The organism is Bradyrhizobium sp. WSM471 (genome assembly GCF_000244915.1).
Taxonomy (GTDB): Bacteria; Pseudomonadota; Alphaproteobacteria; order Rhizobiales; family Xanthobacteraceae; genus Bradyrhizobium.
The window spans coordinates 2,483,071-2,505,393 of sequence record NZ_CM001442.1; the positions used below are offsets into that span (position 1 = coordinate 2,483,071).

Here is a 22,323-nt window from a genome sequence, read left to right on the forward strand (position 1 = left end):
TCCCGCAAGGGGAGAGGGTAAGAACTCGAATCACAACTTCGTCGCAGACCGCGAGAGCAGCTTCCAATCGTCGCCCTGCTTCTGCCAGTTCATCAGGATGTGAAGGTTGGTCGGCACTTTTTTCCCATCGGCCGCCATCTCCTGTTCCGCCACCCAGTGGAAGCGCACGATCGCGGCGGGGCCGACGACCTTGATGGTCGGGTCCTTGTACTCGATCGACAGGAATTTGGATTTGCCGTCGGTGGCGTTGGCGACGAAGGTCGCCTTGTCCTCGACCTTGCCGCTGGAATGGCTGTAGCTCACCTCGTCGGCGCAGAGGGCGCCGAGCGCCTTGGGATCGGCCGCGATCTGCGCGAGACGGAACGCCTCGACCTTCTTCGCCACGGCTTCCTCGTCCGCCGAGGCCGCCAGCACCGGTGTCGTGAGCGCTGAAACTGCAAGAGTGGAGACGGCAAGAGCTGGGACTGCAAGAGTCGAAAGAGCCAGATCGCGTCGGTTGATCGTCATCGTTTCCTCCTTTTTGATCTTGCACGGAGTGTTGCAGCCACGTGCGACTTTGTCGAGTGTCGCGTATTGGTCATGCACGTGCGTCATTGCGCGATTGGCGCTGTATTGATACGGCTTTCGTATTGATGCGTCATATATTCGGGAAAGTACGGACATGATTGAGGCTATCGGCAGGGCGTTGCTGTTCGACATCGACGGTACGCTCGCCAACACCGATCCGCTGCACCTGAAGGCCTTCAATCAGGTGCTCGGCCCTCGCGGCCACGTCTTCGATCACGCGCGCTTCTCCCGAGAGCTGCAAGGCTTCGCGAATGTATCGATCGGCGAGCGCTTTCTGCCCGACGAGGCGCCCGAACGGCGTGCCATGATCCTCGATGAGAAGGAGGAAGTCTTCCGCACACTTGTCGCCGGGCAGATCGAGCCGCTGCCGGGCCTGATGGCGCTGCTCGACAGGGCGGATGCGGCCGGTATTCCCATGGTGGCCGTGACCAACGCCCCGCGACTCAATGCGGAGCTGCTGCTGTCCGGCCTCGGCATCACGCACCGCTTCAAGGCGCTCGTGATCGGCGCCGAGCTGTCGCACGGCAAGCCGCATCCGCTGCCTTATCAGGAAGGGTTGCGCTTTGCCGGCGCCAGCGCGATGGCCTCGATCGCGTTCGAGGACTCCCGCACCGGTGTGCAATCGGCCGCAGCGGCCGGTATTCCGACAATTGGCATCAGGACCAGCCTCAGCCATGCTGATCTCGTCGCCGCCGGGGCTATCGCTTCCGCCAGCGCCTTCGACGATCCGGACCTGCTCGCGCGCCTCGCTGCCGCAATGGCGTGGTGAGAACCTTCGTCCGTTAACCGTGATCGGCGCGCGCATTGACCGAGCGCGCGAACCGCCGCACCATGCAGCTTCCTGACTTGAGGCCATCGCCGTGACCGGACTGACCCATCGCCAAGCCGAAATCCTCAACATCGCGCGAGCCTCGGGCCGCGTCATGGTCGAGGAGTTGGCGCGCCGGTTCGAGGTCTCGGCGCAGACCATCCGCAAGGATCTCAACGACCTCTGCGAGCGCCGCTCGCTGACCCGCATCCATGGCGGCGCCATCATCGCCTCCGGCGTCGAAAACCTCGCCTATGAGGCACGGCGTTTCGTCGCCGCCGACGAGAAGAAGGCGATTGGAGCCGCGGCCGCATCGCTGATCCCGAACGGCTGCTCGCTCTTCATCAATATCGGCACCACGACCGAGGAGGTCGCGAGCGCGCTGACCTCGCACGAGGACCTCCTCGTCATCACCAACAATCTGAACGTTGCCATGCTGCTCTACCGCCATCCCCGCATCGAGGTGGTGGTCGCCGGCGGCACGGTACGACGCGCCGACGGCGCCGTGGTCGGCTCGACCGCGACGCAGCTGATCGGCCAGTTCAAGGTCGACTACGCCATCATCGGCGCGTCAGCGATCGACGAGGAGGGCGCGCTGCTCGACTTCGACTATCGCGAGGTGCAGGTGGCGCAGGCCATCATCGCCAATGCCCGCAGCGTCATGCTGGTCGCCGATTCCACAAAACTCCGGCGCAGCGCGCCGGTGCGCATCGCCCATATCAGCCAGATCCAGACCTTCGTCACCGACCAGGAATTGCCCGAGCGCCTCGCCACCATCTGCCACGGCAAGGGCATCGAGGTGATGGCGGCGATGCCGAAGGGAGCCGATGTTGATGAGGCTCAAGGCGAGGCACAAGAAGCGCCCGAGGGCGCGCCGGTGGTGCGGCTGAGGTAGAATTCATGCGGCGTCCCATGGATTGAGTAGCGGGACGCCCGTTGGTTCGAAATCCCCCACATTGCGCGTGACAACCGTTAAGCCGTGAACAAGCGCGGTCGCTGCGATGAGAGCATCGCGTTCCGCCCGAGGATTGGGAACGTGGAGTTGCGCACAGCGCTGCGCCACGGCCGTATCGATGGCCAGGATCCGCCCCTCAAAGCGAACCAGAATTTGGCCATCGATCCAGGTGCGCAGGACGGCACCTTGCGCCGCGTCTTTGCGCTCGATCAAGCGCGCGCCCAGTTCAACTTCAAGGATAGAGATGGCGGACATGAAAAAATTCGCCGCGGGAATTGCATTGGCCCATGCGACGACGTTGCGATCAGCTTTATCTGGCCGCCTCAGTTCGGAAATGACATTGGTGTCCAGCAGAAACATCAGTCGAGATCGGCAGCCCTAATCTCACCTGCCATGCGAGGCGGATCGAAATCGAAGTCCGCGCTCGCTTGCGCAAGAGCTTCGGCAAGGCTCATGTGCCCGCCGCTCAGACGCAAATAATCCTCGATTGACAGCAGGACGTGGGCCGGACGGCCGCGGTCCGTAATAAAGACGGGGCCCTGCGATGCGGCCTTTTTCGCGCCGCTGGTGTCCTGATTGAATTCTCGACTGGTTAGCGTTGTCACCATCGTCAGCGCCTCCTCGCCGTAGCAGTGCCATACGTCCGCCAAGTATATGTAGGCATGTTGCTACATTCAAGGGATCGAGCGCTCTGGTTGATGCGAGTCATGCCCCATGCCATTCGATCGAGCCTTTGCCCTTAATCGCGGCGCTCGGCCTGCCAATTTCTCCACCTCATTTGCCCACTTAAAAGTTCCGCTTTCACTTCCTTTCGCCTCTCTTTCATCTTGCTTTCGTTTTCCGGTGTGATCTAATCAAAAACGAAAGTAACCGCTCGATTGAACGGGCGGTCGCCGGGGGATGCGTCTGTTGGAGCGTATTTTTGACCTCGCCATTATTGGAGGCGGTGTTAACGGCTGTGGCATCGCGCGCGACGCGGTGGGCCGCGGCAACACGGTTTTCCTGTGCGAAATGAACGATCTGGCGAGCGGGACCTCGTCCTGGTCGACCAAGCTGGTGCATGGCGGCCTGCGCTATCTCGAATATTACGAGTTTCGGCTGGTCCGCGAGGCGCTGATCGAGCGCGAGATTCTCTGGGGCATCGCGCCCCACATCATCCGCCCCCTGCGTTTCGTCTTGCCGCACCATGCGGGCTTAAGGCCAGCCTGGCTGCTGCGCCTCGGCCTCTTCCTCTATGACCACATCGGCGGCCGTCATCTGTTGCCGGCGACGCGCTCGGTCGACCTTGGGCGTGACGAGGTCGGCCGGCCGCTGATCCCCAACCGCTACGGCCGCGCATTCGAATATTCCGACTGCTTCGTCGACGACGCCCGTCTCGTCGTGCTCAACGCGCGCGATGCCGCCGACAAGGGCGCCGAGATCCGCACCCGCACGCGCGCAACGGATATCAAACAATCAGACGGCATCTGGACCGTCGGCATGATCGACACGCTGACAGGCGCGCGCTCGTCGATCCAGGCCCGTGCGCTGGTCAATGCCGGCGGGCCCTGGGTCGAGGATGTGCTCGGCCGCGGCGCCGGCGTCAACGCGAAAGCCAAGGTACGCCTGGTGCAGGGCTCGCACATCGTCGTGAAAAAACTCTATGACCACGACCGCGCCTACATGTTCCAGAACGCCGACGGCCGCATCATCTTCGTGATCCCCTACCAGGACGATTTCACGCTGATCGGCACCACCGATCGCGACTATGACGGCGATCCCGCCAAGGTGAAGGCGACGGCCGAGGAGATCCAGTATCTCTGTACGGCGGCAAGCGAATATCTGGCCAAGCCTGTCACGCCCGATGACGTGGTCTGGACCTATTCCGGCGTGCGTCCGCTCTATGACGACGGCGCCAGCGAAGCCAAGGCCGCGACGCGCGACTATGTGTTCGAGCTCGACACGCCCGGCGGCGTGCCGCTGCTGTCGATCTACGGCGGCAAGATCACGACCTACCGCCGTCTCGCCGAGGAGGCGCTGGAGCGGCTCGCGCCCTATCTTCGCAGTGCGAAAGCGCGCGAAGGCTGGACCGGCAAATGGCCGCTGCCCGGCGGCGACATGAGCGTGTCCGATGTCGACGGCCTGATCGCGGAGCTTCAGCGCGGTTATCCCTTCCTCAGCCACGAGCATGCGCGGCGCCTCGCGCGCGCCTATGGCACGAGGGCGATCAAGCTGCTTGGGGATGCTAAATCGGCGGCCGATCTCGGCCAGGCCTTCGGCGCGACGCTGACCGAGCGCGAAGTCCGCTATCTCATGGCCAACGAATGGGCCGTCACCGCCGACGACGTCGTCTGGCGCCGTTCCAAGCTCGGCCTGCGACTAAGTGCCGACGAGATCGCGGCGCTTGACGACTGGATCAGGACCCACGCCGTGCAGCAAAGTCCCCTGCTGGAAGCAGGAGGACGCTCATGACCGTGACACTCGATCACGTGACCCGGACTGTCGACGGCATCCCACACATCCGCGACGTCTCGCTGACGCTCGAGAGCGGCACGCTCAACGTGCTGCTCGGGCCGACGCTGTCGGGCAAGACCTCGATCATGCGGCTGCTCGCTGGCCTCGACAAGCCGACATCGGGCAAGCTGCTGGTCAATGGCAAGGACGTCACCGGTGTTGACGTGCGCCAGCGCTCGGTCGCCATGGTCTATCAGCAGTTCATCAACTACCCCTCGCTGTCGGTCTACGAGAACATCGCTTCGCCCTTGCGCGTGCAGGGCAAGCCGCGCGCCGAGATCGAGGCGCGGGTCGCGGAAGCCGCCCGGCTGCTCCGGCTCGAGCCGTTCCTGAAGCGCACGCCGCTCCAGCTTTCCGGCGGCCAGCAGCAGCGAACCGCTATGGCGCGCGCGCTGGTGAAGGGCGCTGACCTCGTGCTGCTCGACGAGCCGCTCGCCAATCTCGACTACAAGCTGCGCGAGGAGCTGCGCACCGAATTGCCGCGCATCTTCGAGGCGTCCGGCGCGATCTTCGTTTATGCAACCACCGAGCCGACCGAGGCGCTGCTGCTCGGCGGCAACACGGTGTGCATGTGGGAGGGGAAGGCGCTCCAGATCGGCGAGACGCCGAGCGTTTACCGGCGGCCGCAGACCTTGCGGGTCGCGCAGGTATTCTCTGATCCGCCGCTCAATCTCGTCGGCATCGAGAAGAAGAACGGCTCCGTGCAATATGCGGGTGGCATTGCCGCGCCGGCGTCTGGTCTCTATTCCTCGCTCGCGGACGGCGCTTATCGCGTCGGATTTCGCGCCCATCAGCTCGCGCTTGCCAATGGCGAGACTGACCGCCACGCCTTCCATGCCACGGTAACGGTGACCGAGATCACCGGTTCGGAGAGTTTCGTGCATCTGACCCGCGACGGATCGAACTGGGTGGCCGTGCTGCACGGCGTGCACGAGTTCGAGCCCGGCCAGACACTCGATGCCGTGCTCGATCCCAACGACGTCTTCGTTTTCGATGCGGCAGACCGTTTGGTCGCCGCTCCCGGTCCCATAGCGTTTTCAAGCGAAGTGCCGAGCGGTTCGCGTGAAGAAAACGCGTCAAAGAAAAAAGCCTGAGGGAGATGCGACATGGCCCGCATTGACCTCGTCGATCTCGCGCACTCCTACGGCGGCAATGACGCGCCGCAGGACAGCTTTGCTCTCAAGCCTGTCACCATGACCTGGCGGCAGGGTGGCGCCTACGCGCTGCTCGGGCCGTCCGGCTGCGGCAAGACCACGCTGCTCAACGTCATCTCCGGCATCATCACGCCGTCGCGGGGAAAAATCCTGTTCGACGGCGAGGACATCACACCGCTGTCAACCCAGAAGCGCAACATCGCCCAGGTGTTCCAGTTTCCGGTGATCTACGACACCATGACGGTGGGGCAAAATCTGGCGTTCCCTTTGAAGAACCGCGGCGTGCCGAAGGCCGAGATCGACAAGCGCGTCGCCGAGATCGGCCGCCTGCTCGACCTCGAGCCCTATCTGAACCGCAAGGCGACGCGGCTCACCGCCGATGCAAAGCAGAAGATCTCGCTCGGCCGCGGCCTCGTCCGCTCCGACGTCGCCGCCGTGCTGTTCGACGAGCCGCTCACCGTGATCGACCCCGAGCTGAAATGGCAGCTCCGCTCCAAGCTCAAGGCGCTGCATCGCGAGCTCGACCTGACGATGATCTACGTCACCCACGACCAGACCGAAGCGCTGACCTTTGCCGACACCGTGGTGGTCATGCATGACGGCCGCGTGGTGCAGAGCGGCACGCCGGCCGAGCTGTTCGACAAGCCCGCGCACACCTTCGTCGGCTATTTCATCGGCTCGCCCGGCATGAACGTCCTGCCGGCCGAGGTGAGGGGCCGCGAGGCCAAGATCGGCGATCACGTGATCACGCTCAACCGCAGCTACGACAAGCTGCCTGATGGCGCGAAGATCGAGATCGGCGTCCGTCCGGAATTCGTTGAGGCCGTCGCGCCTGCGCCCGGCCTGCTCAGTGCGAAGATTGAACGCGTCGACGACCTCGGCCGTATCCGCTTCGCGCGCGCGCGCCTCGGTGACGCAAAACTCGCAGCGCGCGCGCCGGCCGGCTTCATCAGTCCGGACGGCACGGCCGGCCTGAAATTCGACCCGTCGCACGTCCACGTCTATGCCGACAGCCTTCTGGTGGAGGGAGCCGCCTGATGGACAAGACCGTCAACCAAAAAGCGTGGTTCCTGGTGCTGCCAGTGTTCCTGGTCGTCGCCTTCTCGGCGGTGCTGCCGTTGATGACGGTGGTGAACTATTCAATGCAAGACACCTTCGGCAACAACCAGTTCTTCTGGAATGGTGTCGGCTGGTTCAAGGAATTGCTCGATCCCTCGAGCGATCTCGGCGGCCGCTTCCTGGCCTCGCTCGGCCGCAATCTGTTCTTCTCGCTGGTGATCCTTGCAATTGAGGTGCCGCTCGGCATCGTCGTCGCGCTGTCGATGCCGCGCCAGGGTTGGACGGTCGCGGCCTGCCTCGTCATCCTCGCGTTGCCGCTGCTGATCCCGTGGAACGTGGTCGGCACGATCTGGCAGATCTTTGGCCGCCCCGACATCGGCCTGCTCGGCTATGTCCTCAATGCCATCGGCATCGACTACAATTACGTCTCCAACGACATCGACGCCTGGGTCACTGTCATCGTGATGGACGTCTGGCACTGGACCAGCCTGGTCGCGCTGCTCTGCTACGCCGGCCTGAAGTCGATTCCCGAAGCCTATTATCAGGCGGCGCAGATCGATGGCGCCTCGCGCTGGGCGGTGTTCAAGGCGATCCAGCTGCCGAAGATGAACCGCGTGCTGCTGATCGCCGTGCTGCTGCGTTTCATGGACAGTTTCATGATCTACACCGAGCCGTTCGTGGTGACGGGTGGCGGGCCCGGCAATTCGACGACCTTCGTGTCGATCGAACTGGTCAAGATCGCGCTGGGCCAGTTCGACCTCGGCAAGGCCGCCGCACTGTCGCTGGTCTACAACCTCATCATCCTGATCGTCTGCTGGATCTTCTACACCGTCATGACCAATGCCGGCGCCGAGCGGAAGCCGCAGGAAGGAGCCGCGTGATGCATTCGATCCCCGGCCGTCGCCTCATCATGGCGCTGTTCTTGATCTTCCTGCTGTTGCCGATCTACTGGCTCGTCAACATGAGCTTCAAGACCAATGCCGAGATCGTCTCGACGATGACGCTGTGGCCGCACGCCCCGACGCTCCAGCACTACAAGCGCATCTTCACCGACGAGAGCTGGTATTCCGGCTATATCAACTCGCTGGAATATGTCGTCCTCAACACCATCATCTCGATCTCGGTGGCGCTGCCGGCGGCCTACGCGTTCTCGCGCTACCGTTTCCTCGGCGACAAGCATCTGTTCTTCTGGCTGCTGTCGAACCGCATGGCGCCGGCCGCGGTCTATGCACTGCCGTTCTTCAACCTCTATTCGGCGATCGGGCTGTTCGATACGCCCTGGGCGGTCGCGCTGGCGCACTGCATCTTCAACGTCCCGCTGGCGGTGTGGATCCTGGAAGGCTTCGTCTCCGGCGTGCCGCGCGAGATCGACGAGACCGCCTTCCTCGACGGCTATTCCTTCCCGCGCTTCTTCATCAAGATCCTGGTGCCGCTGATTGCGAGCGGCATCGGCGTCGCCGCCTTCTTCTGTTTCATGTTCTCCTGGGTCGAGCTGCTGCTCGCGCGCACGCTGACCTCGGTGCAGGCCAAGCCGATCGCGGCGATCATGACGCGCACGGTGTCGGCTGCGGGCATGGACTGGGGCCTGCTGGCTGCGGCCGGCGTGCTGACCATCATCCCGGGCGCGCTCGTGATCTGGTTCGTCCGCAATTATATCGCGAGCGGTTTCGCGCTCGGTCGGGTGTAGGGGGCATCAATGGAATGGATTGCATGGATGGCCTGGACGCCGCCGACCGCGATCTTCTTTGTCGCGCTCGCCTGCACGCTTGCCGTGATGACCTGGCTCGGGATGGCTTATCCCGAAGCCGAACGCGTCGGCGTGCTGCGCATCCCGACCACGCGCGGCGACCGCCTGTTCATCTCCCTGATCACGGCAGCGGTCATCCATCTGCTCTGGATCGCTTTCGCCGGCACTGACGCCCTCGCCACGCTGCCGATCGGCGAGGACGGAGTTGAAATTTCGCGGCTTTGGATCGCATCAGGAATTTCGTTGGCCACGGCCGTGCTCATTTTTCGCACGGTCTAGCCCGCGAAGGAACGGCCAGATCCGGGACCAACCCGGGTCTGTAAAAAGTTTGTCGCTGCAATGGAGGAATAACATGCGGCAGTTTAGGAGAAGGGAACGTTCATTGACCAAGAATAGCTTTCTGACGATGTCCAGCGTCGCCGCCATCGTCGCGGTGTCGCTGGCCGTCTCGGCGCCGGTGCGCGCCGCCGACGACGCTGCGATCCAGAAGTGGATCGCGGAATTCCAGCCCTCGACGCTGTCGAAGGAAGACCAGAAGAAGGAGCTGGAGTGGTTTGCCAAGGCCGCCGAGCCCTTCAAGGGCATGGAGATCAACGTGGTCTCCGAGACCATCACGACCCACGAATACGAGTCGCAGACGCTGGCCAAGGCGTTCTCCGAACTCACCGGCATCAAGCTCAAGCACGACCTCATCCAGGAAGGTGACGTCGTCGAGAAGCTGCAGACCCAGATGCAGTCCGGCAAGAACGTGTACGACGGCTGGATCAACGATTCCGACCTGATCGGCACTCACTTCCGCTACGGCCAGACCATCGCGCTGTCGGACTACATGACCGGCGAGGGCAAGGACGTCACCGATCCCATGCTCGACGTCAACGACTTCATCGGCAAGTCGTTCGGCACCGCGCCGGACGGCAAGCTCTACCAGCTGCCCGACCAGCAGTTCGCCAACCTGTACTGGTTCCGCTACGACTGGTTCACCAACGCCGACTACAAGGCGAAGTTCAAGGCCAAGTATGGTTACGAACTCGGCGTGCCCGTGAACTGGTCGGCCTATGAAGACATCGCCGAGTTCTTCACCAACGACATCAAGGAGATCAACGGCGTCAAGGTCTACGGCCATATGGACTATGGCAAGAAGGACCCCTCGCTCGGCTGGCGTTTCACCGATGCCTGGCTCTCGATGGCCGGTAACGGCGACAAGGGCATCCCGAACGGTCTGCCGGTCGACGAATGGGGCATCCGCATGGAAGGCTGCCGTCCGGTCGGCTCCTCGGTCGAGCGTGGTGGCGACACCAACGGTCCGGCCGCGGTCTACTCGATCACCAAGTACCTCGAGTGGATGAAGAAGTATGCTCCGCCGCAGGCCCAGGGCATGACCTTCTCCGAGTCGGGTCCGGTGCCGGCGCAGGGCAACATCGCCCAGCAGATGTTCTGGTACACCGCCTTCACCGCCGACATGGTGAAGCCGGGCATCGCCGTGATGAACGCGGACGGTACGCCGAAATGGCGCATGGCTCCGTCCCCGCACGGTTCGTACTGGAAGGAAGGCATGAAGCTCGGCTACCAGGACGCGGGTTCGGCGACGCTGCTGAAGTCGACTCCGGCGGATCGCCGCAAGGCGGCCTGGCTCTATCTCCAGTTCATCGTCTCCAAGACGGTGTCGCTGAAGAAGAGCCATGTCGGTCTCACCTTCATCCGTGAATCCGACATCTGGGACAAGTCGTTCACGGAGCGTGCGCCGAAGCTCGGCGGCCTGATCGAGTTCTACCGCTCGCCCGCGCGCGTGCAGTGGACCCCGACCGGCAACAACGTGCCCGACTATCCGAAGCTGGCACAGCTGTGGTGGCAGAACATCGGCGATGCGTCGTCCGGTGCCAAGACGCCGCAAGCCGCGATGGACTCGCTCGCCGCGGCCCAGGACTCCGTGATGGAGCGTCTGGAGAAGTCGGGCGTGCAGGGTGCCTGCGGTCCGAAGCTGCACAAGAAGGAAACGGCCGAGTTCTGGTTCGCCAAGGCCCAGAAGGACGGCACGATTGCTCCGCAGCGCAAGCTCGCCAACGAGAAGCCGAAGGGCGAAACGGTCGACTACGACACCCTGATCAAGTCGTGGCCGGCCCAGCCCCCGAAGCGCGCCTCGCTGCAGTAAGGCACGTCTCATAACGACGAAAGGCCGGGAGCAATCCCGGCCTTTTTCTTGCTTTGCGTGACGTAGTACTCTCTCGATTATTCTCCGCTGTCATCGTCCGCGAAGGCGGACGATCCAGTATTCCAGAGGCGGTCGTGATCGAATCGAGAAGCCGCGGCGTACTGGATGCCCGCCTTCGCGGGCATGACAGCTGTGCCCGCTTACTCCGCCGGCTCAGCCGCAAGCGTCGGATAGTCCGTGTATCCCTTCGCGCCGCCGCCGTAGAACGTGTTCTTGTCCCAATCGTTCAGCGTCGCGCCCGTCTTCAGCCGCTCGACCAGATCGGGGTTGGAAATGAAAGGCTTGCCGAAGGCGATGAGATCGGCCGCGTTCGCGTCCAGCACCTTGGTGGCAAGATCGAAATCATAGCCGTTGTTGGCGATGTAGGCGCCAGCGAAGCGCTTGCGCAGGCCCGCATAGTCGAACGGCGCGATGTCGCGCGGACCGCCGGTGGCACCTTCGACGACGTGGAGATAGACGAGCTTCAGCGCGGCGAGACCGTCGACGATATGGTCGTACAAGGCTTGCGGGTTCGAATCCGTGATGTCGTTGGCCGGCGTCACCGGCGAGATGCGGATGCCGGTGCGATCGGCGCCGGCCTCCGCCGCGACGGCCCTGGAGACTTCCAGCATCAGCCGCGCGCGGTTCTCGATGGAGCCGCCATAGGCATCGGTCCGCTTGTTGGTGCCGTCCTTGGCGAACTGCTCGAGCAGATAGCCGTTGGCGCCGTGGATCTCGACGCCGTCGAAGCCGGCCTCGAGTGCGTTCTTCGTGGCGCGCTTGAAATCGTCGATGATGCCCGGAATTTCGGAAAGCTCGAGCGCACGGGGCTCGGAGACGTCGGCGAAGCCGCCGTTGACGAAGGTCTTGCCCTTGGCGCGGACCGCGCTCGGCGCCACCGGGGCTGCGCCATTGGCCTGAAGGTCGACGTGCGAGATGCGGCCGACATGCCAGAGCTGGATGAAGATCTTGCCGCCGCGCTGGTGCACCTGATCGGTGACCTTGCGCCAGCCGGCGACCTGCTCCTTGGTGTAGATGCCGGGGGTGTCCTGATAGCCCTGGCCCTGCTGCGAGACCTGGCTTGCTTCGGTGATCAGGAGGCCTGCGGACGCGCGCTGGGCGTAATAGTCGGCGGCGAGCGCGCCGGGTACGAAAGTGCCGGGAACGGCGCGGTTACGCGTCAACGGCGCCATCACGAAACGGTTGGCCAGCGTGATCGGGCCGAGCTTGTAGGTCTCAAACAATTTGGTCGAACGGCTCATGGGAATGCTTCCAGGAGGTGAGAGGTCCGGAACACTTGTGCATCGCGGCAATCAGCGCAAGGGAGGAGCCATACGGAAACTGCAGGCGAGCTGCGCGGCAGGGCCCGCGCAGCATAAATCATGTGCAATTTGGGCGGCGGCAGCCGATTCCGGCCGCGCGCCCCACGAACTCAGTTCAGGCCCATGAAATCGCGCTTGCCGATCTCGACGCCGTTGTGACGCAGGATGCCGTGAGCAGTCGCGGCGTGGAAATAGAAGTTCGGCAGCGAGAACGCGCTCAGGAATTGCTGACCCTTCATGGTGATGGACTTGTCGGGGCCGGCCGGGAAGGTGACGTCTTTGGTATCAGCGCCTTCGAACTGCTCCGGCTTGAACGATTTTACGTAGTCGATGGTCTTCGCCAGGCGCTGCTTCAACTCGGCAAAGCTGGTCTCGGTGTCCGGTGTGGAGGGCACGTCGCTATGGGTCAGCCGGGCGCAACCTTTGGCTGCGAAATCGCTGACCAGCTGGATCTGCTTCGAGAGCGGCAGCATGTCGGGGAACAGGCGGGAGCCCAGCAGGACGCTCGGGTCGACCTTCTTGGCCGCACAATGTGCCTCGGCTTTCGTGAGCAGGCCGGTCAGGCTGTTCAGCATTTGCAAATAGGCGGGAACGACGGCGTCGTGGAAGGACATGTGATGCTCGCTCTGTGGTGGGAATCTCAGGAGAAACCTGAGCCACTCACATGGGAACCTCATGGAAAATTACAATCGCGGGAGCGGCTTGTGCGGTGCGAAAATTCTACCGCACCACCCCCGCCGGCTGCGCCTGCGCCGTGCCACCGCGCATCCGGGCCAAAAGCTCCGCGGTCGGCCAGGAATCCGCCGGCAGACCGTATTTGATCTGCATCGCCTTCACCGCGGCGCGGCTCTGCTGGCCCAGCACGCCGTCGACCTTGCCGACGTTGAAACCCGCCTGGACCAGAAGCTGCTGCAATTGCTTGAGCTCGTTGAACGGCAGCTGCGCGACCGGTGTGGACGGCTTTCGCATCGGAGCCGCGCCCGCGATGCGAGTAGCGAGATAACCCGCGGTGGTCGAATAGATCAGCGAGTTATTCCACTCCGTGTAGGCCGCGAAATTCGGGTACGCCATGAAGGCCGGACCAAAGCGCCCCATCGGCAGCAGCACGGAGGCCGCGAGATTGTCGTTCGGCAGCGGCCGGCCGTCGGGATAGGTCACGCCGAACTGCGCCCATTTCGAGCGCGGCAGTTGCACCGTGAGGTCGGTCTGATCCCATGGCAGGTTTTGCGGCACCTTGATCTCCTCCAGCCACGGCTCACCGCGCCGCCACTTCAATCCGTTGGCGATGTAGTTCGCGGTGGAGCCGATCACGTCGTCCTCGCTGCGCAGCAGATCGCGTCGTCCGTCGCCGTCATAGTCGACGGCATAGTTGACGTAATGCACGGGCAGGAACTGGGTCTGTCCGAGCTCGCCGGCCCAGGAGCCGACCATCTCGTCGGGATGCAAATCGCCGCGGTCGATGATCTTCAGCGCCGCGATGGTCTCGTTCACGAACATCTCCGAGCGGCGGCAATCATAGGCCAGCGACACCAGGGATTTCAGTGTCGGCAGATTGCCCATGTTGACGCCGAAATCGCTCTCCAGTCCCCAGAACGCGGCGATCACCGCCGGCGGCACGCCGTATTCCTTTTCGGCGCGCGCGAACGCCGCCGCATGTTGCTTGATGTGCTGCTGGCCGTTCTGCATGCGATAGGGCGCGGCCATGCGGCCGGCAAATTCGGTGAAGAGCTGGCCGAACACGCGCTGGCCGCGGTCCCGATTGACGATGCCCTGGTCGTAGACGAGGTAAGGCGAGGTCGCCGCGATCGTCCGCTGCGACACGCCGGCGGCAACGGCCTGTTGTTTCACGTCGGCCAGAAACCGATCGAAATTCGCCCCGTTATGGCACGACGCCGCGCGCGGCGAGGGCGCAGTGGCCCTGGGGGCTGCAGGTTTTGCGGACGGCGGTGCAAGCTGGGCGGAGGCGGGAAGGGCGAGTGTGAGCAGGGCGGCGGCCGCGATCGTTGCGACCGCAAGGCGAGAACCAAGGCAGTTCGTCGGCATCGATATCTCTGATACTGGGTGGATGAGCGCTAGGCCGCTAATACGGCGCGCTTGACGGCGAGTGGCAACGCGATGGAGCGGAACAACGTCTTCGGATACAAATAATCTTCGCCTGACTCATCGATGATGCGCAGCATGCCATGCTTGTCGGCCGCGGGGTCGCGCAACGCCTCATAGATCTTGCGCTTCTCGAGAGAGGCCGCATACCCCTCATTGTCCACACAGATCACCAATTGCTTGCTTCGCGACTTCGTCATGATTTTCAGAGCAGGCCCTTGAGCTTGAATTCCTTGCGGCCGATGCCGGCAGCCTCATACCAATGTATCTCAGCGATGTGGGTAGAGCCATCGGATAATCGCACCGGGGCAATGCCCTTGCGCTTTCGCCAACGTCCTCGCCCATAGATTCGGCGCAGCCGGGCGACCTCGCGGATGCCGGAGCCGCTGGCGAAGGTTTCGATCTCGGTAATCTCGCCGAGAATCTCGAAGTGCATGGCTTCGATCGTGCCCTTGGGTCCCTGCCTGGGTCAATAGCCGCGGCTCCGCGACGCACCCGGAAACCTTGCGGGCGGGCCGGGGTCATCCCTACCTCATGCTTGCCGGCCCGCAGCGCCTCCAGCGGCCACGGCCGGCCCGGGAGACGGCCATGAACTATCTTCGTACCGCAATGCTGCTCGCAGGCCTCACCGCCCTGTTCATGGGTGTCGGCTATCTGATTGGTGGTGCCGGCGGCGCCATGATTGCGCTCGTCATTGCCGCGGCGACCAATCTCTTCACCTACTGGAACTCCGACCGCATGGTGCTGTCGATGTATGGCGCCCATGAGGTCGACCGCAGCAGCGCGCCGGAGCTGGTCGGGCTCGTTGCCGAGCTTGCGGGCCGCGCCGGCTTGCCGATGCCGCGCGTGTTCCTGATGGACGAGCCGCAGCCCAACGCGTTTGCCACCGGGCGCAATCCCGAGAATGCCGCGGTTGCGGTCACCACCGGGCTGATGCGCCAACTCAGCCGCGAGGAGCTCGCCGGCGTGATCGCGCACGAGCTCGCGCATATCAAGCACCACGACACGCTGCTGATGACCGTGACCGCGACCATTGCGGGTGCAATCTCGATGCTGGCGCAGTTCGGCATGTTCTTCGGAGGCAACCGCGACAACAATGGTCCGGGCATCGTCGGTTCGATCCTGATGATGATCCTCGCCCCGATCGGCGCCATGCTGGTGCAGATGGCGATCAGCCGCACCCGCGAATACGCCGCGGACAATCTCGGCGCTCGCATCGCCGGTCAGCCGATGTGGCTGGCATCGGCGCTGGTGAAGATCGAAGGCGCGGCGCATCAGGTCCCGAATTTGGAGGCGGAGCGAAATCCCGCCACCGCGCACATGTTCATCATCAACCCGCTGTCGGGCCACGGCGTGGACAATCTGTTCGCCACCCATCCCTCGACGCAGAATCGCATCGCGGCGCTTCAGCAGCTCGCAGCCGAGCTCGGCGCGCAGGCGTCGCCGTCGGTCGGCGCCAATGAGAACTACCCGCCGCGAAGCCCGTGGGGCCGCTCGTCTTCACGCGGCCCTTGGGGCCGACGCTGAAGCCGCCCGAATTTGCGCGCTTTGTGACCTGCCGCACACAGGACGGTCTCGGCCGGTGTTAACACCCTGCCGTGACAGTTCCTGCGAAAGGGGATGCGTGGCCGGCCCTTTGCCTGCCGCCGTCGAAGATGACCAAAGCTGCGGTACCATTGTTGATTGTCCTGGGCGTGTTGATTGGCCTGTCCACGCACACTGTCGTCAATTGCGGGGACGAGGACGAGCCCGACATCTGTTCGGCGGTGATCGGCTTCTCGCCGCTGCGCGGCTCGCTGATCGCTTTCGCCTTTGAGGGGCGCGGACGGATCGCGCTGCGCCACGGCGACTGGCGGCGGGCGATCGCGGATTTCGACGAGGCCATCCATCTCAATCCCAACCGCGCCTCGCTCTATCGCGATCGGGCGCTGGCGCGCCGGCAGAACGGCGATCTCGAACTTGCCATCGAGGATTACGACGAGGCGATCGCGCATGATCCCAGGCACGCCGCGCCCTATCACCAGCGCGGTCTCGCGCTCGCGGCCGCCGGCGATCTCGATCGCGCGATTCTGAGCTACAACACCGCGGTCCGCCTCGACCCCTCGGATGCCCAGCCTCGGCTCGACCGCGGCCTCGCCTTCCTCGCCCGCGGCCAGGCGAACGAGGCGCGCGCCGATTTCGAGGCCGCGCTGGCGCTGCCTGCCGGCAAGGACGCCCACACCCGCGATGCGGCGCGCGCAAAACTCGCCGAACTGGCGCGCGCCGAGCCGACCCGGCTCGCCGCGCCAGGGCGGTAGAGATATCTAGAGCTGCGTGCGCCGCTGCAACCCTCTCCCCTTGTGGGAGAGGGTGGCTCGCCGCGAAGCGGCGAGACGGGTGAGGGGTATCTCTCCGCGCGTGAGTCTGCTGCAGTTGGATTCGCGGAAACAACCCCTCATCCGGCGCTTCGCGCCACCTTCTCCCACAAGGGGAGAAGGAAGAAAGTGCGCGCCTACTTCGCCTTCTTGGCTTTGGCCTTCTTGGCCTTCTTCACCGGCTTCTCCTTGGCAGCCTTCTTCTCCACCTTCACTGCGACCGGCGTGCTGGCGGCGATCCGCATCGAGCGCGCGTAGCTGTCGGCGACGTTGTCGGCGGACATCTGCAGGCGCTTGGCGGCGGCAATGGCCTGCTCCATGGTGGCCTTGGCCATCATCTTGAAGCGGTCGCCGGTCTCCTTGCCCTTGGCCTTGGCCGCAAGGCCGTTGAATCGATCCCGCCGCTCCTTGGCGCGGGACATCAGGCCCGTATGCAGCTGTCTGGCCAGTTGCCGGATCACGACATCCAGGTCGGCGTCCGCCATGTTGTTCTATCCTCTTCGAAAACAGTATCGATGCGGGCGGACTATGCAGATCGGGCCCCACCTTGGCAATTCCCGGCCATGCGTCATCCGCAGCTTCCGGTGACCAAAACAGAGCCGCGCTGTTTGCGCGGCTCTTTGTCAGTCGGTCCTGGCCGTTCAGTAGTCGTAGCCGGGATGGCCGGGATAGTATTGCCGATTGCAGGCCCTGCGGCCGCGGTCGTAGGCAGCGGCATCGCCATGGGCGAGCGAGCTGACATATTTCAGGCAGCGCACGTAATTGTCGTTACCGAGCCAGTCCAGGCTACCGGCGGCAGCGGGGGAGATCTGGGCGGAGCCCACGAGCGTCGTGACGGTTACAAGAGCGCCGATAGCGGAGAAGGCGAGCTTTGTCATGATGGCATCTTTCCACTTGAGGCTGCCTGATGCAGCCCTCATGAACTTGACGATGCCAGATACGTCATCGAGCGACTGTGCCGTCTGTCACACGGCCTGCCAATTCTCAGCTCGAAAAGACAACTCTCAGCTTGAAAAGAAAACGGGCCGCGTTGTTGACGCGGCCCTGGTGTGTTGGGCGCAGGCGCGCTTTGTCTGTCTTACTTCAGCGAGGCGACCGGGCCGCTCGACGCTGCCGGATCGGGGTCGAAGCCGAACACGCCGACCAGATATTTGTAATAATCCGGCAACTTCTCCTTGAGCGCCTCGCGCGACTTCGGGTCGTGGAATTCGCTCTTCCCGGCCAGGAAGATGCTGGCGGTCACCGCAAAGAATTCCATGTGATTCTTCAGCGCATAGGATTCCTTGGGCAGGAGATCCTTGGACTTGGCGTAGGCGTAATAGCCGATCACGCCCTTGTTGGCGTAGCCGTCCGGCAACAGCCGCGCGTGGTAGGCGTGCAGGAGCTCGTGCAGCAGCACGGCTTCCTTTTCGTACCGCATCATGTCCGGCCGCAGCATGATCACGCCGAGGCCGGAATCGACCGCGAGGTCGACGGCGTTCGGATTGCTCCAGCGCTGCTTGTTGGGGTCCCAGACCGTCAGCGTGCGGGGAGCGGTGCGCTGGATATCAGGCGTGACCCGGCCGTAGCACGCGGTCGCGGCGCCTTCGTCGAGGCAGGCCAGCTCGCTGGCGATGATCGGGACGGTGCGAAAGAAGCGCAGCACGCGCGGCGAGAGGCCGGCAGCCTCGACCACGTCGATCTGGCTCTTCACATTCTCGGTGAGCTTGTCGACATCCTTGCGGTCGGAATTCTCCGAGAGGTCGAACATGTAGCCGCGGTAGCTCTGGAAGCCCGGCGGTAACGCCTGCGCTGCGCCGGCGGACGCATCAAGCGGCCCGGCATGGGACGGATTGGCAAAGAGCGCGCCGACAACGGTCGCGGTCAGCAGCAACGCAATGCGCATGATGAACCCCCTGATGTCACTTCACGCGGCAGAATAAGCCGCCGTTGTTTGCGAAAAGTGAGTGGGGCGAGACTAAGGCAGCGATGTTGAGGCGTGCTTAATCGATGGTTGCAGATCGCGGAAGTGAATTAGTGCCGGGTTAACCAAGCGTGGATTGTCCGCGCGCTTCGGCGTAGCATGCGATCCGGGTACCAGGCCCCACACCAGATAGCCGGAAGGGAGGATGCCATGTATGCCGCCATCCGTCAGGCCAAGGCGAAAAGCGGGAGCGCCGAAGAGCTGGCGCGCCGTATCAAGGAAGGCGCCGTTCCGATCATCAGCGACGTCGACGGCTTCCGCGCCTATTACGTCGTCTACGCCGGCGACGACACGGTCACGGCGATTTCGATTTTCGACAAGTTCGAGCAGGCGGAGGAGGCGAACAGGCGTGCGATCGCCTGGATCGAGAAGGATCTGGGCGCGCTGCTTGCAGGCGACGCCCGCGCCGCCGCGGGGCCGGTGATCGTGCATACGCTGGCGTAGGGATTGGGCGGATTGCTGCTTCCCCGATGTCGTCCTGGCGAAAGCCAGGACCCATTACCCCAGCGAGTCGTTGTGGCACGAGATCGTAGTTACGAATCTTCGCCAAACTCGCTTCCGGGGTGATGGTGTGGACGGCCCCCTACGGCATCAGTGTGCCAGAATGAGGTTGTCAGAAACTCATTCACAGGAGCCGTCCGTGAGCCAGATTATCCGCATTGGGATGGATACGTCGAAGTATATCTTTCAACTGCATGGGGTGGATGCCTCGGAGCAGGTCGTGCTGCGCAAACGGCTTGGCCGCAAGGGGATGCTGGAGTTCTTTGCCAAGCTGCCGCCGACGGTGGTGGTGATCGAGGCGTGTGGGGCGGCTCACGTCCTGGCGCGAGAGCTAGGTAAGCTGGGACACACAGCCAAGCTGATCGCTCCGCAGCTGGTGAAACCCTACGTGGCGCGCAATAAGAACGATGGGCGCGATGCAGAGGGGCTGTGCGAGGCGGCGAGCCGGCCGCGGATGCGCTATGTGCCGGTGAAAACCGCCGAGCAACAGGCCGCGCTGATGCTGCTGGGCATCCGCGAACAACTGGTCGTGCGACGCACTCAACTTTCCAACATGATCCGCGGCTATGCGGCGGAGTTCGGTCTGATCGAGGCCAAGGGGCTGGACAAGCTGGTCTCGTTCCTGGCCGCAATCGAGCACGATGAAAGGGTGCCGACGCTGGCCCGCGAACTGTTTGCGACGCTTGCCCGCCAATATGATCAGGTGCAGGTCGAGCTGAAGGCAGTGGAGGCGAAGCTTCTCGCCTGGCACCGTGCCAATGCCTTGAGCCGTCGTTTGGCTCAGATCCCGGGGATCGGTCCGGTCACCGCCGCAGCACTGGTGATGAAGGCACCCGATCCTCACGCCTTCCGCTCGGGACGGCTGTTTGCCGCCTGGCTCGGCCTGACCCCAAAGGACCATTCCACCGCGGGAAAGACCAGGCTCGGCAAGATAACCCGTGCAGGCGATGAGACCTTGCGTCAGCTGCTGGTGCTTGGGGCAACTTCGGTGGTCAAGATCGCCAAATCGAAAGCTCGTGGGCCGAGCTGGCTGATCGAGCTTTTGAAGCGCAAAACACCGAAGCTGGCGGCGGTGGCGCTGGCCAACAAGATGGCCCGCATCGCCTGGAAGCTGATGACGACGGGAGAGCAATACGATCGCGCGCGGCTAGGGGCGCAAAACGAGGCCCAAACGGCCGCTGCCGTGTGATCGAAAGATTCGGCCGACCGGCGGGTTAGCCCCACCGGCCGAACCGGAGCTGCAAGAGCAGAGGAGATGGTGCGATCGATCGTTCGAGATGCGAGCAAATCCGTAGGACCCATTGGCCGAATAAGGTCGCATGGGTGATTGGAACTCGTGTCGCGAAAACCATCTTGGCCAGCGGTCCGACAAAGCCGCATCAACAGGCCGGACATATGGATGCAAGCGATCCGATCAAACCTCACTAAGCTCTTGTGCCACGGGGGCCGTCCACATATGGGTCCTGGATCTGCGCTTCGCTTGTCCAGGACGACAGCGGAGTGAGTGGCGTGCGCTTGCCACTCAGCGCGCAGCCGTCCCCTCACAACTCCCGTGCATTCGAGAACGCGAACGAGCTCACGCGCCGCGTCGTCTCGTCCAGGATCAGCGTGCGCGTGATCGGCGGCTCGGCGCGCTGGGCGCAGTTTTCGCGCTCGCAGAGACGGCAGTTGACGCCGATCGGCGTGCCCTCCGTTTTCTCCAGATCGAGCCCGGCAGCGTAGACGAGGCGCGCGGCGTGGCGGATCTCGCAGCCGAGGCCGATGGCGAAGCGCGGCTGCGGCAGCGGGTGCGGCGCGACGGGGCGGCGTACCATCTGCGCGATCGAGAAATAGCGCGTGCCGTCCGGCAGCTCGATCACCTGCTTCAGCAGGCGATCAGGCGTGTCGAAGGTCGAGTGCACGTTCCACAACGGACAAGTGCCGCCGAATTTCGAGAACGGGAATGTGCCCGATGAAAATCGCTTCGAGACGTTGCCCGCATTGTCGACACGAAGCAGGAAGAACGGGATGCCGCGCGCGTTCGGCCGCTGCAGGGTGGTGAGCCGATGGCAGACCTGCTCGAAGCCGGAATTGAAGCGCTGCGCCAGCAGATGGATGTCGTAATTCAGCGCTTCCGCCGCGGCCAGGAAAGCCGGGTAGGGCATCATCACGGCGGCCGCAAAGTAGTTGCCGAGCGTGATCCGGAACAGGCGGCGCGGTGTGTCGTCGAGCGGGCCGGCGCGGCCGATGATGGTCTCCAGATGCTGTGCGCATTCAACCAGGCCCAGCTGAAAGGCGAGCTGGAACGCGCGGCCGGGCGGGTCGACCAGCTCGGAGATCAGGAGCTGGCGGCGGTGGCGGTCGAAGCGCCTCAGCGTTTCGCGCATCACGTCCACCGGCATGATGCGGGTCTGGATCGAATGCTTTTCGCGCAGCCGTGCCGCGAGAGCCGCGTAAAGCTCTTCGGCCGGCACGTTCAGTTCGTCGCGCAGAGTCTCCGCGGCCTGCTCGAGTTCCGGAAAGTAGTTGCGGTTGGCCTCGATCAGCTCGCGGACGCGCTCGACCGGATTGGCCTCATAGCGGGTGCCGACGTCGCGATCGGCCATTTGTGCCGCGGCCAGCGTCTCGCCCTGCCGCGCCTCGGTATAGGCCGCATAGAGCCGTTGCAGCGCGTGGGTGACGCCCGGGCAGAGCTCGGCGAGGTCGCGCAGTTCCTGCTTGGGAACGTCGATCTGGCGGAACAGCGGGTCGGAGAAAATCTCGTTGAGTTCGGCGAAGAAGCGGTCCTCGTCAGCGGTCGCGAGGTCGCGCAGGTCGAGGTCGTAGGTTTCGGCCAGCCGCAGCAGGATCTGCGCGGTCACCGGACGCTGGTTGCGCTCGATCAGATTGACATAGCTCGGCGAGATCCCGAGCCCCTCGGCGATCTGGGTCTGCGACAGCCCCAATTGCTGTCGGATGCGCCGGAAGCGCGGGCCGACAAAGAGCTTCTTGCTGGAACCGGCGGGCATTTTCAGGTCTCCAGAAGAGGGCATCAAGGACAGCCTTGCTGACCTGTTTAATTTACAAGAGTTACAAAGTGACATCTATTACAAGTACCGATGTTACATGACATCACCATTCAAATACAAGCCTA

25 protein-coding genes are annotated in these 22,323 nt (G+C 63.6%); 13 read left to right on the forward strand and 12 right to left on the reverse strand.

Annotated features, from left to right (window positions below; genetic code table 11):
* Window positions 1–30 precede the first annotated feature (30 nt).
* The gene (locus tag BRA471DRAFT_RS10650) at window positions 31–507 is read right to left on the reverse strand and encodes a nuclear transport factor 2 family protein (protein WP_007606980.1); all 477 of its coding nucleotides are present in this window, start codon (window positions 505–507) and stop codon (window positions 31–33) included.
* Window positions 508–661: 154 nt separating this feature from the next.
* Here BRA471DRAFT_RS10650 and BRA471DRAFT_RS10655 point away from each other — a divergent pair, with 154 nt between their 5' ends.
* Together BRA471DRAFT_RS10655 and BRA471DRAFT_RS10660 are read left to right on the forward strand one after the other, a co-directional pair.
* On the forward strand, window positions 662–1,336 hold the full coding sequence (locus BRA471DRAFT_RS10655) for an HAD family phosphatase (protein ID WP_007606981.1): 675 nt from the start codon (window positions 662–664) through the stop codon (window positions 1,334–1,336).
* A 91-nt stretch (window positions 1,337–1,427) separates the two neighbouring features.
* The gene (locus BRA471DRAFT_RS10660) at window positions 1,428–2,270 is read left to right on the forward strand and encodes a DeoR/GlpR family DNA-binding transcription regulator (protein WP_007606983.1); all 843 of its coding nucleotides are present in this window, start codon (window positions 1,428–1,430) and stop codon (window positions 2,268–2,270) included.
* A gap of 3 nt (window positions 2,271–2,273) precedes the next feature.
* Here the strand turns inward: BRA471DRAFT_RS10660 and BRA471DRAFT_RS10665 are convergent, their stop codons facing one another.
* Together BRA471DRAFT_RS10665 and BRA471DRAFT_RS10670 are read right to left on the reverse strand one after the other, a co-directional pair.
* Window positions 2,274–2,690 (reverse strand): type II toxin-antitoxin system VapC family toxin, encoded by a 417-nt coding sequence (locus BRA471DRAFT_RS10665; protein ID WP_007606984.1) that lies wholly within the window; start codon window positions 2,688–2,690, stop codon window positions 2,274–2,276.
* A complete protein-coding gene (locus BRA471DRAFT_RS10670; protein WP_007606985.1) occupies window positions 2,690–2,938 on the reverse strand; it encodes a type II toxin-antitoxin system Phd/YefM family antitoxin in 249 nt (82 codons plus the stop codon). Before BRA471DRAFT_RS10670 ends, BRA471DRAFT_RS10665 begins: the two co-directional genes overlap by 1 nt.
* Window positions 2,939–3,230: 292 nt before the next feature.
* On the opposite strand from BRA471DRAFT_RS10670, the gene glpD reads away from it, so the two are divergent.
* From glpD to BRA471DRAFT_RS10705, 7 genes are all read left to right on the forward strand, one after another.
* Window positions 3,231–4,781, forward strand: coding sequence for a glycerol-3-phosphate dehydrogenase (glpD, locus tag BRA471DRAFT_RS10675; RefSeq protein ID WP_007606986.1), 1,551 nt, complete (start codon window positions 3,231–3,233; stop codon window positions 4,779–4,781).
* Window positions 4,778–5,917: an ABC transporter ATP-binding protein gene (locus tag BRA471DRAFT_RS10680; RefSeq protein ID WP_007606989.1), complete on the forward strand. Its 1,140-nt coding sequence runs from the start codon at window positions 4,778–4,780 to the stop codon at window positions 5,915–5,917. The genes glpD and BRA471DRAFT_RS10680 overlap by 4 nt, the downstream gene beginning before the upstream one ends.
* Window positions 5,918–5,929: 12 nt before the next feature.
* Window positions 5,930–7,015, forward strand: a complete 1,086-nt coding sequence (locus BRA471DRAFT_RS10685; protein ID WP_007606990.1) for an ABC transporter ATP-binding protein — start codon at window positions 5,930–5,932, stop codon at window positions 7,013–7,015.
* On the forward strand, window positions 7,015–7,917 hold the full coding sequence (locus BRA471DRAFT_RS10690; RefSeq protein ID WP_007606992.1) for a carbohydrate ABC transporter permease: 903 nt from the start codon (window positions 7,015–7,017) through the stop codon (window positions 7,915–7,917). The genes BRA471DRAFT_RS10685 and BRA471DRAFT_RS10690 overlap by 1 nt, the downstream gene beginning before the upstream one ends.
* Entirely contained in the window at window positions 7,917–8,723 is an 807-nt protein-coding gene (locus BRA471DRAFT_RS10695; RefSeq protein ID WP_007606994.1) for a carbohydrate ABC transporter permease, read from the forward strand. Before BRA471DRAFT_RS10690 ends, BRA471DRAFT_RS10695 begins: the two co-directional genes overlap by 1 nt.
* A 9-nt stretch (window positions 8,724–8,732) precedes the next feature.
* Window positions 8,733–9,062, forward strand: a complete 330-nt coding sequence (locus tag BRA471DRAFT_RS10700; protein ID WP_007606998.1) for a DUF2160 domain-containing protein — start codon at window positions 8,733–8,735, stop codon at window positions 9,060–9,062.
* A 127-nt stretch (window positions 9,063–9,189) separates the two neighbouring features.
* Window positions 9,190–10,932 carry an ABC transporter substrate-binding protein gene (locus tag BRA471DRAFT_RS10705; RefSeq protein WP_035974864.1) on the forward strand — a complete coding sequence of 581 codons (1,743 nt, stop codon included), beginning with the start codon at window positions 9,190–9,192 and terminating at the stop codon, window positions 10,930–10,932.
* A 200-nt stretch (window positions 10,933–11,132) separates the two neighbouring features.
* On the opposite strand, the gene BRA471DRAFT_RS10710 is transcribed toward BRA471DRAFT_RS10705, so the two are convergent.
* The 5 genes from BRA471DRAFT_RS10710 to BRA471DRAFT_RS10730 all read right to left on the reverse strand — a co-directional run bounded on the left by BRA471DRAFT_RS10710 (window position 11,133) and on the right by BRA471DRAFT_RS10730 (window position 14,829).
* A complete protein-coding gene (locus tag BRA471DRAFT_RS10710; protein ID WP_007607003.1) occupies window positions 11,133–12,233 on the reverse strand; it encodes an alkene reductase in 1,101 nt (366 codons plus the stop codon).
* A 170-nt stretch (window positions 12,234–12,403) separates the two neighbouring features.
* Window positions 12,404–12,907 carry a DUF1993 family protein gene (locus BRA471DRAFT_RS10715; protein WP_007607005.1) on the reverse strand — a complete coding sequence of 168 codons (504 nt, stop codon included), beginning with the start codon at window positions 12,905–12,907 and terminating at the stop codon, window positions 12,404–12,406.
* Between the two features lie 106 nt (window positions 12,908–13,013).
* Window positions 13,014–14,336, reverse strand: coding sequence for a lytic murein transglycosylase (locus BRA471DRAFT_RS10720; RefSeq protein WP_007607007.1), 1,323 nt, complete (start codon window positions 14,334–14,336; stop codon window positions 13,014–13,016).
* 29 nt (window positions 14,337–14,365) lie between these two features.
* Window positions 14,366–14,593, reverse strand: a complete 228-nt coding sequence (locus BRA471DRAFT_RS10725; protein WP_007607009.1) for a hypothetical protein — start codon at window positions 14,591–14,593, stop codon at window positions 14,366–14,368.
* A gap of 5 nt (window positions 14,594–14,598) precedes the next feature.
* The gene (locus BRA471DRAFT_RS10730) at window positions 14,599–14,829 is read right to left on the reverse strand and encodes a hypothetical protein (protein ID WP_007607010.1); all 231 of its coding nucleotides are present in this window, start codon (window positions 14,827–14,829) and stop codon (window positions 14,599–14,601) included.
* 152 nt (window positions 14,830–14,981) lie between these two features.
* On the opposite strand from BRA471DRAFT_RS10730, the gene htpX reads away from it, so the two are divergent.
* Together htpX and BRA471DRAFT_RS10740 are read left to right on the forward strand one after the other, a co-directional pair.
* Window positions 14,982–15,920, forward strand: a complete 939-nt coding sequence (gene htpX / locus BRA471DRAFT_RS10735; RefSeq protein ID WP_007607011.1) for a zinc metalloprotease HtpX — start codon at window positions 14,982–14,984, stop codon at window positions 15,918–15,920.
* Window positions 15,921–16,048: 128 nt separating this feature from the next.
* A complete protein-coding gene (locus BRA471DRAFT_RS10740) occupies window positions 16,049–16,690 on the forward strand; it encodes a tetratricopeptide repeat protein (RefSeq protein WP_007607012.1) in 642 nt (213 codons plus the stop codon).
* A gap of 194 nt (window positions 16,691–16,884) precedes the next feature.
* On the opposite strand, the gene BRA471DRAFT_RS10745 is transcribed toward BRA471DRAFT_RS10740, so the two are convergent.
* The 3 genes from BRA471DRAFT_RS10745 to BRA471DRAFT_RS10755 all read right to left on the reverse strand — a co-directional run bounded on the left by BRA471DRAFT_RS10745 (window position 16,885) and on the right by BRA471DRAFT_RS10755 (window position 18,632).
* Window positions 16,885–17,232, reverse strand: a complete 348-nt coding sequence (locus BRA471DRAFT_RS10745; RefSeq protein WP_007607013.1) for a hypothetical protein — start codon at window positions 17,230–17,232, stop codon at window positions 16,885–16,887.
* A 156-nt stretch (window positions 17,233–17,388) separates the two neighbouring features.
* On the reverse strand, window positions 17,389–17,625 hold the full coding sequence (locus BRA471DRAFT_RS10750) for a hypothetical protein (RefSeq protein ID WP_007607014.1): 237 nt from the start codon (window positions 17,623–17,625) through the stop codon (window positions 17,389–17,391).
* A gap of 200 nt (window positions 17,626–17,825) precedes the next feature.
* On the reverse strand, window positions 17,826–18,632 hold the full coding sequence (locus BRA471DRAFT_RS10755; protein ID WP_007607015.1) for a hypothetical protein: 807 nt from the start codon (window positions 18,630–18,632) through the stop codon (window positions 17,826–17,828).
* A gap of 228 nt (window positions 18,633–18,860) precedes the next feature.
* On the opposite strand from BRA471DRAFT_RS10755, the gene BRA471DRAFT_RS10760 reads away from it, so the two are divergent.
* Window positions 18,861–19,154: an antibiotic biosynthesis monooxygenase gene (locus BRA471DRAFT_RS10760; RefSeq protein WP_007607017.1), complete on the forward strand. Its 294-nt coding sequence runs from the start codon at window positions 18,861–18,863 to the stop codon at window positions 19,152–19,154.
* 196 nt (window positions 19,155–19,350) lie between these two features.
* A complete protein-coding gene (locus BRA471DRAFT_RS10765; RefSeq protein WP_007604958.1) occupies window positions 19,351–20,400 on the forward strand; it encodes an IS110 family transposase in 1,050 nt (349 codons plus the stop codon).
* A 352-nt stretch (window positions 20,401–20,752) separates the two neighbouring features.
* On the opposite strand, the gene BRA471DRAFT_RS10770 is transcribed toward BRA471DRAFT_RS10765, so the two are convergent.
* Window positions 20,753–22,198 (reverse strand): short-chain fatty acyl-CoA regulator family protein, encoded by a 1,446-nt coding sequence (locus BRA471DRAFT_RS10770; protein ID WP_007607019.1) that lies wholly within the window; start codon window positions 22,196–22,198, stop codon window positions 20,753–20,755.
* Window positions 22,199–22,323: the final 125 nt, after the last annotated feature.

What these genes read in the sequence shown, in the direction of transcription:
- BRA471DRAFT_RS10650 (WP_007606980.1), bottom strand. Translation starts at nt 507, where the DNA reads ATGACGATCAACCGACGCGATCTGGCTCTTTCGACTCTTGCAGTCCCA.
- BRA471DRAFT_RS10655 (WP_007606981.1), top strand. Translation starts at nt 662, where the DNA reads ATGATTGAGGCTATCGGCAGGGCGTTGCTGTTCGACATCGACGGTACG.
- BRA471DRAFT_RS10665 (WP_007606984.1), bottom strand. Translation starts at nt 2,690, where the DNA reads ATGTTTCTGCTGGACACCAATGTCATTTCCGAACTGAGGCGGCCAGAT.
- BRA471DRAFT_RS10670 (WP_007606985.1), bottom strand. Translation starts at nt 2,938, where the DNA reads ATGGTGACAACGCTAACCAGTCGAGAATTCAATCAGGACACCAGCGGC.
- glpD (WP_007606986.1), top strand. Translation starts at nt 3,231, where the DNA reads ATGCGTCTGTTGGAGCGTATTTTTGACCTCGCCATTATTGGAGGCGGT.
- BRA471DRAFT_RS10680 (WP_007606989.1), top strand. Translation starts at nt 4,778, where the DNA reads ATGACCGTGACACTCGATCACGTGACCCGGACTGTCGACGGCATCCCA.
- BRA471DRAFT_RS10685 (WP_007606990.1), top strand. Translation starts at nt 5,930, where the DNA reads ATGGCCCGCATTGACCTCGTCGATCTCGCGCACTCCTACGGCGGCAAT.
- BRA471DRAFT_RS10690 (WP_007606992.1), top strand. Translation starts at nt 7,015, where the DNA reads ATGGACAAGACCGTCAACCAAAAAGCGTGGTTCCTGGTGCTGCCAGTG.
- BRA471DRAFT_RS10695 (WP_007606994.1), top strand. Translation starts at nt 7,917, where the DNA reads ATGCATTCGATCCCCGGCCGTCGCCTCATCATGGCGCTGTTCTTGATC.
- BRA471DRAFT_RS10700 (WP_007606998.1), top strand. Translation starts at nt 8,733, where the DNA reads ATGGAATGGATTGCATGGATGGCCTGGACGCCGCCGACCGCGATCTTC.
- BRA471DRAFT_RS10705 (WP_035974864.1), top strand. Translation starts at nt 9,190, where the DNA reads ATGTCCAGCGTCGCCGCCATCGTCGCGGTGTCGCTGGCCGTCTCGGCG.
- BRA471DRAFT_RS10710 (WP_007607003.1), bottom strand. Translation starts at nt 12,233, where the DNA reads ATGAGCCGTTCGACCAAATTGTTTGAGACCTACAAGCTCGGCCCGATC.
- BRA471DRAFT_RS10715 (WP_007607005.1), bottom strand. Translation starts at nt 12,907, where the DNA reads ATGTCCTTCCACGACGCCGTCGTTCCCGCCTATTTGCAAATGCTGAAC.
- BRA471DRAFT_RS10720 (WP_007607007.1), bottom strand. Translation starts at nt 14,336, where the DNA reads ATGCCGACGAACTGCCTTGGTTCTCGCCTTGCGGTCGCAACGATCGCG.
- BRA471DRAFT_RS10725 (WP_007607009.1), bottom strand. Translation starts at nt 14,593, where the DNA reads ATGACGAAGTCGCGAAGCAAGCAATTGGTGATCTGTGTGGACAATGAG.
- BRA471DRAFT_RS10730 (WP_007607010.1), bottom strand. Translation starts at nt 14,829, where the DNA reads ATGCACTTCGAGATTCTCGGCGAGATTACCGAGATCGAAACCTTCGCC.
- htpX (WP_007607011.1), top strand. Translation starts at nt 14,982, where the DNA reads ATGAACTATCTTCGTACCGCAATGCTGCTCGCAGGCCTCACCGCCCTG.
- BRA471DRAFT_RS10740 (WP_007607012.1), top strand. Translation starts at nt 16,049, where the DNA reads ATGACCAAAGCTGCGGTACCATTGTTGATTGTCCTGGGCGTGTTGATT.
- BRA471DRAFT_RS10745 (WP_007607013.1), bottom strand. Translation starts at nt 17,232, where the DNA reads ATGGCGGACGCCGACCTGGATGTCGTGATCCGGCAACTGGCCAGACAG.
- BRA471DRAFT_RS10750 (WP_007607014.1), bottom strand. Translation starts at nt 17,625, where the DNA reads ATGACAAAGCTCGCCTTCTCCGCTATCGGCGCTCTTGTAACCGTCACG.
- BRA471DRAFT_RS10755 (WP_007607015.1), bottom strand. Translation starts at nt 18,632, where the DNA reads ATGCGCATTGCGTTGCTGCTGACCGCGACCGTTGTCGGCGCGCTCTTT.
- BRA471DRAFT_RS10760 (WP_007607017.1), top strand. Translation starts at nt 18,861, where the DNA reads ATGTATGCCGCCATCCGTCAGGCCAAGGCGAAAAGCGGGAGCGCCGAA.
- BRA471DRAFT_RS10770 (WP_007607019.1), bottom strand. Translation starts at nt 22,198, where the DNA reads ATGCCCGCCGGTTCCAGCAAGAAGCTCTTTGTCGGCCCGCGCTTCCGG.